Raw genomic sequence first — 10,699 nt, forward strand, 5'->3', positions numbered from 1 at the left:
GACCCCGGAAGGAAGCGGTCGCTCACACCGGTTCGAGGAAGCCCTGTTCGACGAGGAGGCGGATCTGTGCGGGGGTGCGGTCGCGGAGCAGGACCGGGTCCTCGCCGACCAGTTGGGCGATCGCGTCGAGGATGCGCCCGGCGCTCAGCGAGCCGTCGCAGACGCCCGCGAAGCCCGCGCCGACCGTGTCCACCTTGGTGGCCCGGCGCATCCCGCGGTGCTGGCGCAGCACCACGTGCTCCGGGTCCTCGGCGCCGGGCAGTCCCACCTGTTCCTGGACCACCTCGGCGGCGAGCTTGAAGTGCGCTTCGAGCAGCGCGGCGTCGTCGTGTTCCCGGAGGTAGTCGAGGCGGGCGAAGTGCGCCAGGACCGTCTCCCCGAGCGGCTGCTCGACCGGGTGCGGCCACTCCTCCACGGTGACCGTCGGCTCGGCGGAGGCCGTCCTGCGCAGCGTGATCCACCCGAAGCCGACGGCCTTCACCTTGCGCGCCTCGAACTCGTCGAGCCAGGCGTCGTACAGCGCCTGGTAGGCGGCCGGGTCGGCGCGGTGGTCACCGGCGTCGCGCAGCCACAGCTCGGCGTACTGCGTGACGTCCTGCACCTCGCGCTGCACGATCCAGGCGTCGCAGCCGCGCGGCACCCATCCGCGGAGCCGGTCCTGCCACTCCTCGCCCGCCACGTGCTGCCAGTTGGCGAGGAAGTGCGCGAACCCGCCCTCGTTGAGCCGCTCGCCCGTCTGCCGGACGAGGGTGCTGCACAGGTCGTCCCCGCCCATCCCGCCGTCCCGGTAGGTCAGCCGGGCCCCGGGCGAGATCACGAACGGCGGGTTGGAGACGATCAGGTCGTACGTCTCCCCGTCCGGCACGGGCGCGTAGAGGGACCCCTCGCGCAGGTCGGCGGCGGGGGCGCCGGAGAGCGCCAGGGTGAGCGCGGTGATGTGCAGCGCGCGCGGGTTGACGTCGGTGGCCGTCACGCGCGTGGCGTGCCGGGTCGCGTGCAGCGCCTGGATGCCGGAACCGGTGCCGAGGTCGAGGGCGGCGGCGACCGGCGTGCGGACGGTGAGACCGGCGAGCGTCGTGGAGGCGCCGCCGACGCCCAGGACGACGCCCTCCTCCCGGCTGCCGACGCCGCCGGCGCCGCCGACCGCGCAGCCCAGGTCGGAGACGATGAACCAGTCCTCGCCCTCGGGTCCGCCGTAGGGCCGGACGTCCACGGCCGCGGCGACCTCGTCCGTCCCGGCGGCGGTCAGCCAGCCGCCCGCCAGGCACTCGTCGACGGGCAGGACGTCCGCCACGCGTGCGTGCGGCACGGGCTGCTGCAGCAGGAACAGCCGCACGAGCAGCTCCAGCGGGGTGTCCCCGCGGGTGGCCCGGAGGGCGGGCACGGTCTCGCTGCGGGCCAGTGCCGCGTAGGCGGGGGCGCCGAGCAGGTCGAGCAGTCCGTCGGCGGTGAAGGACGCGCCCAGGAAGGCGTCCCGCAGCCGGGCGGCCGTCTCGGGCCGGTCGGCGGCCGGCAGGGGCGGGAGGGGGGACGGGGAGGACAGACCGGAATCACTCACGCCCCCATTGTGGCCGCTCGCCCGGACATCGCGAGCGCCCGCGCGACGCACCGGCCCGGACCGCCCCGAGCCGTCGACCGGAGGTCACCGTCCGGACGCCGCGGCCACGCTTCCGCCGCCCCGCCGCCACCGCGGGCCCACCGCCACCGCGCCCGACGACACCGACGCGCGTCCGCCGCACCACGACCGTCGAGCCGCGGCCGTCACCCGCCGCTTCTACGGCCCACAATCGCCGACCGACCGCCGTCGACCGACCGAGCCAGGCCCGCCGCCGTCAAGCCGCTGCCGTCAACCAACCGGGACCGGCCCGCCGCCGTCAACCGACCGGGACCGGCCCGCCGCCGTCAACCCGCTGCGGCCGGCCCCGCCCTCAGCCCGCCGTCGCGATCAACCCGCCGTCGCCGACGCCGGGGCCGACGCGCTCTTGCAGCTGGGCTGCTTGGCCATCGCCTTGCCGACGTCGCCCTCCTCCAGCGTCTTCAGGGCGTCGTTGCCGCTCTGGCTCAGCTTGTTGAGGGCGGTGGCGATGCCCTTGAGGCCGTCGGCGAACTTGGCCTGGTCCTTGGTGTCGAGGTCGTCGACCTGCTTCTCCAGGGACGCGTAGGACGCGGAGATGCCGTGGAGTTCCTTGACGGCGTCCTGCTGCTTCTTGGCGCCGTTGTCGACGTTCGGGGCCCCGGCCTGCTGGACGGCGTCGCCGATCGCCTTGTACGCGGCGGACATGTCCTGGAAGGCCTTGGCGTCGGTCTTCTTGACGTCCTCGGGCTTGCTGTTGTCCGAGGTCTCCTTCTGGATCGCGGCGTTCGCGGCCTCGATCTTCTTGGCCTGCGGCTGCACCGCGTCACAGACCTGCTTGGCCCAGGCGTCCAGCTTCTCGTTGCCGTTGTCGCTGCTGCCGCATCCCGACAGCGCCAGCGCCAGTACCGCCCCGCCGGACAGTGTGGCCGCGAGCTTCTTGTTCACCGGATCGGTCCCTTCCATCGCTCTGGGCCCCCGGACCCTACACGGCGGACGGACCGCCTCCGCCTCTCCACCGGCCGACAAGGAACCCATTGCTGCCACATTGCGCCCATTTGCACCAAGGGAGAGAAGCCTCACGACGAGAGGGGCCGGGCACGGCGGACGGGCGGGCGGCGCGCCAACGCGCGCCGCCCGCCCGTCCCTTGGGGTCGTCCCGGCCGGGACCGGACGGTGCCCGGCCTACGAAACCGCCGCGTGGTCCGGCGACTTGGTGCCCTGGCCGCTGTCGTCGTCGACGGCGATGCCGCGCCGTTTGGAGACGTAGACCGCGCCGACGACGACCAGCAGCGCCAGCGCCGCGATCAGGATCCGCAGCCCGAGGCTCCGGTCCGCGCCGTAGGAGAACTTGATCACCGCCGGTGCGATGAGCAGCGAGACCAGGTTCATCACCTTCAGGAGCGGGTTGATCGCGGGCCCCGCGGTGTCCTTGAAGGGGTCGCCGACGGTGTCGCCGATCACCGTCGCCTCGTGGGCCTCGCTGCCCTTGCCGCCGTGGTTGCCGTCCTCGACGAGTTTCTTGGCGTTGTCCCACGCGCCACCGGAGTTGGCGAGGAAGACCGCCATCAGCGTGCCCGTCCCGATCGCGCCCGCGAGGTACGCGCCGAGCGCGCCGACGCCCAGCGTGAACCCGATGAAGATGGGCGCCATCACGGCGAGCAGCCCCGGCGTGGTCAGCTCGCGCAGGGCGTCCTTGGTGCAGATGTCGACGACCTTGCCGTACTCGGGCTTCTCGCTGTAGTCCATGATCCCGGGCTTCTCGCGGAACTGCCGCCGCACCTCGTAGACCACCGAACCCGCCGACCGCGAGACGGCGTTGATCGCCAGCCCGGAGAAGAGGAAGACGACCGCGGCGCCCGCGACGAGTCCGACGAGGTTGTTGGGCTGCGAGATGTCCATGGAGAGGGTGAGCGGCGAGCCCGCGCCGGTGAGTTTCTCGCCCACGTCGGCCACGTTGCTCGTGATCGCGTCGCGGTAGGAGCCGAAGAGGGCCGCGGCCGCGAGGACGGCGGTGGCGATGGCGATGCCCTTGGTGATCGCCTTGGTGGTGTTGCCGACGGCGTCCAGGTTGGTGAGCACCTGCGCGCCCGCGCCCTGGACGTCGCCGGACATCTCGGCGATGCCCTGCGCGTTGTCGGAGACCGGTCCGAAGGTGTCCATGGCGACGATCACACCGACCGTGGTGAGCAGGCCGGTACCGGCCAGTGCCACCGCGAACAGCGCGAGCATGATCGACGTACCGCCGAGCAGGAACGCCCCGTACACCCCGAGCCCGATCAACAGGGCGGTGTAGACGGCTGATTCGAGCCCCAGCGAGATGCCCGCGAGGATCACGGTGGCCGGGCCGGTGAGCGAGGTCTTGCCGATGTCGCGGACCGGACGGCGGGTGGTCTCGGTGAAGTAGCCGGTCAACTGCTGGATGACGGCGGCGAGGACGATGCCGATCGCCACCGCGACCAGGGCCAGGACCCGCGGGTCGCCGCCCTTCGCCCGGATCGCCGCGTCGGTGACGCCGTGCAGGTCGGCGTAGCGGGCCGGGAGGTAGACGAAGACGGCGACGGCGACGAGGACCAGCGAGATCACCGCGGAGACGAAGAAACCGCGGTTGATCGCGGACATGCCGCCCCGGTCGGACCGGCGCGGGGAGACCGCGAAGATGCCGATCATGGCGGTGATCACACCGATCGCCGGTACCAGCAGCGGGAAGGCGAGCCCGGCGTCGCCGAAGGCGGCCTTGCCGAGGATCAGCGCGGCGACCAGCGTCACGGCGTACGACTCGAAGAGGTCGGCCGCCATGCCCGCGCAGTCGCCGACGTTGTCGCCCACGTTGTCGGCGATGGTCGCGGCGTTGCGCGGGTCGTCCTCCGGGATGCCCTTCTCGACCTTGCCGACCAGGTCGGCGCCGACGTCGGCGGCCTTGGTGAAGATGCCGCCGCCCACCCTCATGAACATGGCGATCAGGGCGGCGCCGAGGCCGAATCCCTCAAGCACCTTGGGCGCGTCGGCCGCGTACACCAGCACCACGCAGGAGGCGCCGAGCAGGCCGAGCCCCACCGTGAACATGCCGACGACACCGCCCGTGCGAAATGCGATCTTCATCGCCCGGTGCGAGACGGTGAGGAGATCCTTTTCCGGTTCGCCTTCCGCCGGGGTCGCTTCTCTGGCCGCCGCGGCGACCCGCACATTACTGCGGACGGCGAGCCACATGCCGATATAGCCGGTGGCCGCCGAGAATCCGGCGCCGATCAGGAAGAACAGTGATCGGCCGATGCGTTGATTCCAGTCGCTCGCGGGCAGCAGCAGGAGCAGGAAGAACACCACGACGGCGAAAACACCGAGGGTGCGCAACTGCCGGGCCAGATAGGCGTTGGCGCCTTCCTGGACGGCGGCCGCGATCTCCTTCATCCGGTCGGTTCCCTCGCCCGCGGCGAGCACCTGGCGCACCAGGACGCCCGCCACGACGAGGGCGGCCAGCGCGACGACCGCGATGACCACCACCAGGATCCGGTTGCCGTCGGTCAGGACCGCGGCCGCGAGGGATGTGGAACGGTCGAACTGCTGAGAGGTGGAAAGCCCCGCCATTCGTCCTCCTTGACGCTTGGACTGAGCTCAAGACGTGGACGGATTGTAGGGAGCGGAACCTGATCAATACAGGGCGCGGCACGATGAATTGGCCTGCACACGCAGGGCGCCGAATGATCGACGCCGAGGGGCGGAACGGGAATGCGGTAACGCCCCGGAGGCATTGCCGCCGACATCGACTCCCATATTGGCACCGCAGGACGGCTTGATCAAATTATCGGCCGTTGATCGTCGCCGCGCGCGATTGTTCGTGAATTGCTTCACGCATTCGGGAAAGGCCGGGAAGGCACCGGTGGCGCGGCAGTGTCGTCCGAGTGCCGTCCGGCCGGAAAACGCCTCAGGGCCCCGCGTCGGCGGGGCCCTGCTGATGGTGCGGTACGGCGTCGGGGCCGGCTCAGAGGAGCGGGGCGCCCTGCGGGGTGGTGGGCCAGGTCATACGGATCGACCCGCCGTGCTCGCCCGCGGAGACCTCCACGTCGTCCACGAGGCCGCTGATGACCGCGAGGCCCATCTCGTCCTCCTCGGTCTCGACGTCGTCGCCCGCGCCGCCCGACGCGTCACCGCCGGGTACCGAGCGGGGCGCCTCGTCGCCGACCTCGATGGAGAACTGCTTCTCCTCCTCGATCAGCAGCACCTGCACCGGGGCGGTGATGCCGCCGTTCTGGTGCAGGCCCACGGCACGGGTGCAGGCCTCGCCGACCGCGAGCCTGACCTCGTCGAGGACGGCCTCGTCCACTCCGGCCCTGCGCGCCACCGCTGCCGCCACCAGCCGGGCGGTCCTGACGTGCTCGGGCAACGCGCTGAAGCGGAGTTCAACGGTGGCCATGCATCCCCCTCTGAACTACGGGCGTGCTCGGGGGGCCGGGCCACGGAACGCCCGGACCCCCTGGATGATCGTCTTCCGCCCCGGAGGCGGGGGTGTCCCGCTCCCGGGCCGACGGTCAGTCGGTGGCGGCCACCGCTTCCTCGACCGAGGTGTGGATCGGGAACACCTTGGTGAGACCGGTGATGCGGAAGATCTTCAGAATGCGCTCCTGGTTGCAGACCAGGCGCAGCGAGCCCTCATGGGCACGCACCCGCTTCAGGCCGCCGACCAGCACGCCGAGCCCGGTGGAGTCGAGGAAGTCGACACCCTCCATGTCGACGACGAGGTGGAAACTCCCGTCGTTGACCAGCTCGACCAGCTGCTCGCGCAACTTGGGCGCGGTATACACGTCGATTTCTCCACCGACCTCGACGACCGTGCGATCGCCGACGGTACGGGTCGACAGGGACAGGTCCACGGATCCTCCAGCACCTTGCTATCGAGCGGTCGTCCCTCGGGACACCTCGGCGGAGCCCCCGGAACGGTTCGCCAGCCGCGATGGCATTCAATCACTTACCGGCAGGCGTGCACGACGCCTTGGTCCCATTGTCCGTCACGCCAGTGACACACTCGATGCCGATGGCCAAGAATCACCGACCCGACGGACCCCTGACGGACGCCGTTTCCCGGCTCGCCCCGGGCACGGTGCTGGGCCGGCTCGCCTCCGGGCCGGGCCGGGCTTCGCGCATCACTCATACGGAGCACTTGCCCCCGCGTGCGGGTCGGCATGCCGTCTGGCCTGACCGGATTCGCCCGGAGGTGATCGCCGCGGTGCGCCGAGCCGGGATCGAACACCCCTGGGTCCACCAGGCCGAGGCGGCCGAACACGCACTGGACGGCACCTCGGTGGTCGTCGCCACCGGCACGGCGTCCGGGAAGTCCCTCTCGTACCTCGTGCCCGTCCTGTCCACCCTCCTGGACGGCTCCGAGGCCCCGAACGGCCGGGGCGCCACCGCCCTCTACCTCGCCCCGACCAAGGCCCTCGCCGCCGACCAGCGCCGATCGGTGAAAGAACTTTCACAACCGCTGGGAAACGCGATCCGCCCCGCGGTCTACGACGGCGACACCCCGTTCGAGGAGCGCGAGTGGGTCAGGCAGTACGCCAACTACGTGCTGACCAACCCGGACATGCTGCACCGGGGCGTCCTGCCGTCCCACCCCCGCTGGTCCTCCTTCCTGAAGTCGCTGAAATACGTCGTCGTCGACGAGTGCCACACCTACCGCGGTGTCTTCGGCTCGCACGTCGCCCAGGTGCTGCGCCGCCTGCGCCGCCTCTGCGCCCGCTACGGCGCCTCCCCGGTCTTCCTGCTGGCCTCCGCGACCGCCGCCGACCCCGCGGTGGCCGCCCGCCGCCTGACCGGCCTGCCGGTGGTCGAGGTGGCCGACGACGCCTCGCCCCGCGGTGAACTGGTGTTCGCCCTGTGGGAGCCGCCGCTGACCGACCTGGAGGGCGAGAAGGGCGCGCCGGTCCGCCGCTCCGCCACCGCCGAGACCGCCGACCTGCTGACCGACCTCACCGTGCAGGGGGTCCGCTCCGTCGCCTTCGTCCGCTCCCGGCGCGGCGCCGAACTGATCTCCGTCATCGCCCAGGAGCGGCTGTCCGAGATCGACCGCTCGCTGGCCCGGCGGGTGGCCGCCTACCGGGGCGGCTACCTCCCCGAGGAGCGCCGCGCCCTGGAACAGGCCCTGCACTCCGGGGAACTCCTCGGCCTGTCCGCCACCACCGCCCTGGAACTCGGCATCGACGTCTCCGGCCTGGACGCCGTGGTGATCGCCGGGTACCCGGGCACCCGCGCGTCCCTGTGGCAGCAGGCGGGCCGCGCCGGACGGGCCGGGCAGGGCGCCCTCGCCGTCCTCGTCGCCCGCGACGACCCGCTGGACACGTTCCTGGTCCACCACCCGGAGGCGCTGTTCCGGCAGCCCGTGGAGTCCACCGTCCTCGACCAGGACAACCCGTACGTCCTCGCCCCGCACCTGTGCGCCGCCGCCGCCGAACTGCCGCTGACCGAGGACGACCTCGACCTGTTCGGCCCGGCCGCCGCCGGGCTGCTGCCCCAGCTGGAGGCCGCGAAGCTGCTGCGCCGCCGCGCGCGGGCCTGGCACTGGACGCGCCGCGAGCGGGCCGCCGACCTCACCGACATCCGCGGCGAGGGCGGCCCGCCGGTCCAGGTCGTCGAGGCGTCGACCGGCCGCCTCCTCGGCACGGTGGACGCCGGTTCCGCGCACACGGCGGTGCACGAGGGCGCGGTCCACCTGCACCAGGGCCGCACCTATCTGGTGCGCTCCCTCGACCTGGACGAGTCGGTCGCCCTGGTCGAGCAGGCCAGCCCGGCCTACTCGACGGTCGCCCGGGACACGACCGCCATCTCCGTCCTGGAGACCGACACCGAGATCCCGTGGGGCGACGCCCGCCTCTGCTACGGCTCCGTCGAGGTCACCAACCAGGTCGTCTCCTTCCTGCGCCGGCGGCTGATCACCGGCGAGGTGCTCGGCGAGACCCGGCTCGACCTCCCGCCCCGCACCCTGCGCACCCGCGCGGTGTGGTGGACGGTCACCGAGGACCAACTGGACGAGGCCCGGATCAACCCGGAGATCCTCGGCGGCGCCCTGCACGCCGCCGAGCACGCCTCCATCGGCCTGCTGCCCCTCTTCGCGACCTGCGACCGCTGGGACATCGGCGGGGTGTCGATCCCCCTGCACCCCGACACCCTCCTGCCCACGGTCTTCGTCTACGACGGCCATCCGGGCGGCGCGGGCTTCGCGGAGCGCGCCTTCCGCACCGCCCGCGCCTGGCTGACGGCGACCCGCGAGGCCATCGCCTCCTGCGAGTGCGAGGCCGGGTGCCCGTCCTGCATCCAGTCCCCCAAGTGCGGCAACGGCAACGACCCGCTCCACAAGAGAGGCGCGATCCGACTCCTCACCACCCTCCTGAGAAACGCCCCGGAGGACCGGGAAGAGGGGCAGGAGCAGGAGCAGGAGCGACGCCCGGACCAAGGGCCGCGGCAGGACCAAGGCCAGGAGCAGGAGCAGGGGCGGGGCCCGGACCAGGGCCAAGAGCAGGATCGGGCTCAGAGCCAGAGCCAGGGCCAGGGCCCAGGACGGCGTCGGGACCAAGACCACGGCCAGGATCAGCACCGGGGCCTGGACCAGGACCGGGGCCAGAGCCGGGCTCAGGCGCCTCTCCCGTCCCCCGGCACGCCCCGGAACCCGCCCCCGGCCCAGCGGGAGGCCCAGCAGGCCCCGCCGAGGGCGACGGAGATCCCGTAGGCCCCAGAGCCCCCCGCGGCCCCCGAGGCCCCTCCCGCGACGCCTGTGGGATCGCGGTCCCAGGACACCCGGGAACCCCCACCCCCTCCGACGCCACCTGGTCCCCCCGGTCCCCTCGTCCCACCCGTCCCGCCCGTGCCCGGACCTCCGTCGCGAAGAACCCCCGTCCGGCCGCCGCCGTCACGTCCGAGACGTCCGCGACGACCACGCAGCGCACGAGGCGCACGGCCTGGGAGCGGGCGACCAGGTCGGCGCGGGCGCAGGCCGCCGCCGTGCCCTCGGCCCAGTGGTCCGCCGCCGCCAGCGCCGCCAGATCCGCGCCGCCCGCCGCGCGGTGCCGTGTCGCCACCGCCTGCCCCAGGGCCAGCACCGCGCCGAACACCGCGCACAGCACCGCGATCACCCCGACGCTCCACACGGTGGCGGAGCCGCGATCCGAGCCAACGCCGCCCACCGCCCGTCTCATCCGCCGTCCTCCCCCAGGTCCTCGGCCGCCGCCACGGCCTCCTCCCGGACCGTGAACGGCAGTCCGCGCAGCCCCGGCGGCCGGGCCACCACGACCACCCGGACCTGCTCGCCCTCCCGGCTCACCGTGACCTCCGCGCCGCGCGGCGCCACCTCGCGCGCCGCCCGTGCCACGGACGGGGCCGGATCCTGACGGGCCGCCGCCCGAGCCCCGGCGCGCGCCGCGTCCACGCACTGGATCCGGACGACGACCGCCAGCAGCCCCCACACCAGGGCCAGCGCGAACACCACCAGCACCGGCAGCACCACGGCCGACTCCGCCGTCACGAACCCCCGGTCCCGCGCGCGCCGTTCAGACCCCCGCATCGAGGGCCCGCCGCACCACGTCCTGCAACTCGGCGGTGATCGCGCCGCTGGTGACGACCTTGTAGAGCACCAGCGCGAACGCCACCGCCGCGACGATCCCCATCGCGTACTCCGAGGTGACCATCCCGCCGTCCCGCCGCACCGCCCGCCGCAGCGCGTCCGTCCGAGTCCGTACCGCCTTGTGCATCGCAACCCCCGTCAGATTCAGGTTCCTTCGCATGCGCCCGGCCCCCGTCGGGCCCGGCGCCCTCCGTCCGTTCACCGGCGTCCGGTCATCGGCCACCCCCTCCCCACGCCCCGCCCGCCAGCCCGATCACCACGGGCAGCACGCCGACCGCGATGAAGGCGGGCAGGAAGCACAGGCCCACCGGGACGGTGACCAGGACGGCCGCCCGTCTGGCCCGTGCCGTCGCGGCGCGCGCCCACTCCGCGCGGGCCCCCGCGGCCAGCCGGGCGACCGGCTCAGCGGCGGGCGACCCGGACTCACCGGCCCGTTCCAGGAGCCGTGCCAGACCGGCCGCCCCCGGCAGCGAGCCGAGCCGTTGCCAGGCCTCCGCCGGTGCCCCGCCGAGCCGCAC

The 10,699-nt window shown here is 73.0% G+C and carries 9 protein-coding genes and 1 pseudogene; 1 reads left to right on the forward strand and 9 read right to left on the reverse strand.

From position 1 onward, the window contains the following. Positions 1-22 precede the first annotated feature (22 nt). The 5 genes from GA0115242_RS20085 to bldG all read right to left on the reverse strand — a co-directional run bounded on the left by GA0115242_RS20085 (position 23) and on the right by bldG (position 6,441). A complete protein-coding gene (locus GA0115242_RS20085; RefSeq protein WP_176729863.1) occupies positions 23-1,558 on the reverse strand; it encodes a DUF7059 domain-containing protein in 1,536 nt (511 codons plus the stop codon). Between the two features lie 387 nt (positions 1,559-1,945). Then, positions 1,946-2,539 (reverse strand): small secreted protein, encoded by a 594-nt coding sequence (locus tag GA0115242_RS20090; RefSeq protein WP_093830393.1) that lies wholly within the window; start codon positions 2,537-2,539, stop codon positions 1,946-1,948. A gap of 219 nt (positions 2,540-2,758) precedes the next feature. Further along, positions 2,759-5,158 carry a sodium-translocating pyrophosphatase gene (locus tag GA0115242_RS20095; RefSeq protein WP_093830395.1) on the reverse strand — a complete coding sequence of 800 codons (2,400 nt, stop codon included), beginning with the start codon at positions 5,156-5,158 and terminating at the stop codon, positions 2,759-2,761. A 394-nt stretch (positions 5,159-5,552) separates the two neighbouring features. Beyond that, on the reverse strand, positions 5,553-5,984 hold the full coding sequence (locus GA0115242_RS20100) for an ATP-binding protein (protein WP_093830397.1): 432 nt from the start codon (positions 5,982-5,984) through the stop codon (positions 5,553-5,555). A 115-nt stretch (positions 5,985-6,099) separates the two neighbouring features. Then, the gene (bldG, locus tag GA0115242_RS20105; RefSeq protein ID WP_003975386.1) at positions 6,100-6,441 is read right to left on the reverse strand and encodes an anti-sigma factor antagonist BldG; all 342 of its coding nucleotides are present in this window, start codon (positions 6,439-6,441) and stop codon (positions 6,100-6,102) included. Positions 6,442-6,521: 80 nt separating this feature from the next. Between bldG and GA0115242_RS20110 the strand changes: the two genes are divergently transcribed. Further along, a complete protein-coding gene (locus GA0115242_RS20110) occupies positions 6,522-9,290 on the forward strand; it encodes a DEAD/DEAH box helicase (RefSeq protein ID WP_237549174.1) in 2,769 nt (922 codons plus the stop codon). 190 nt (positions 9,291-9,480) lie between these two features. On the opposite strand, the pseudogene GA0115242_RS20115 reads toward GA0115242_RS20110, so the two are convergent. The 4 genes and pseudogenes from GA0115242_RS20115 to GA0115242_RS20130 form a co-directional block, all read right to left on the reverse strand. After that, a pseudogene (locus GA0115242_RS20115) lies at positions 9,481-9,756 on the reverse strand (Rv3654c family TadE-like protein); the annotation flags it as partial. Then, positions 9,753-10,121 (reverse strand): TadE family type IV pilus minor pilin, encoded by a 369-nt coding sequence (locus GA0115242_RS20120; RefSeq protein WP_093830399.1) that lies wholly within the window; start codon positions 10,119-10,121, stop codon positions 9,753-9,755. The pseudogene GA0115242_RS20115 and the gene GA0115242_RS20120, both read right to left, overlap by 4 nt. Continuing rightward, positions 10,108-10,308: a DUF4244 domain-containing protein gene (locus GA0115242_RS20125; RefSeq protein WP_093830401.1), complete on the reverse strand. Its 201-nt coding sequence runs from the start codon at positions 10,306-10,308 to the stop codon at positions 10,108-10,110. The genes GA0115242_RS20120 and GA0115242_RS20125 overlap by 14 nt, the downstream gene beginning before the upstream one ends. A gap of 85 nt (positions 10,309-10,393) precedes the next feature. After that, a partial coding sequence (locus tag GA0115242_RS20130) for a type II secretion system F family protein (RefSeq protein WP_176729864.1) occupies positions 10,394-10,699 on the reverse strand: 306 nt, incomplete at its 5' end.

It is taken from the genome of Streptomyces sp. SolWspMP-5a-2, from assembly GCF_900091845.1.
In the GTDB taxonomy this organism is placed as follows: Bacteria; Actinomycetota; Actinomycetes; order Streptomycetales; family Streptomycetaceae; genus Streptomyces; species Streptomyces doudnae.

What these genes read in the sequence shown, in the direction of transcription:
- GA0115242_RS20120 (WP_093830399.1), bottom strand. Translation starts at nt 10,121, where the DNA reads ATGCGGGGGTCTGAACGGCGCGCGCGGGACCGGGGGTTCGTGACGGCG.
- GA0115242_RS20100 (WP_093830397.1), bottom strand. Translation starts at nt 5,984, where the DNA reads ATGGCCACCGTTGAACTCCGCTTCAGCGCGTTGCCCGAGCACGTCAGG.
- GA0115242_RS20110 (WP_237549174.1), top strand. Translation starts at nt 6,522, where the DNA reads ATGGCATTCAATCACTTACCGGCAGGCGTGCACGACGCCTTGGTCCCA.
- GA0115242_RS20095 (WP_093830395.1), bottom strand. Translation starts at nt 5,158, where the DNA reads ATGGCGGGGCTTTCCACCTCTCAGCAGTTCGACCGTTCCACATCCCTC.
- GA0115242_RS20125 (WP_093830401.1), bottom strand. Translation starts at nt 10,308, where the DNA reads ATGCACAAGGCGGTACGGACTCGGACGGACGCGCTGCGGCGGGCGGTG.
- GA0115242_RS20090 (WP_093830393.1), bottom strand. Translation starts at nt 2,539, where the DNA reads ATGGAAGGGACCGATCCGGTGAACAAGAAGCTCGCGGCCACACTGTCC.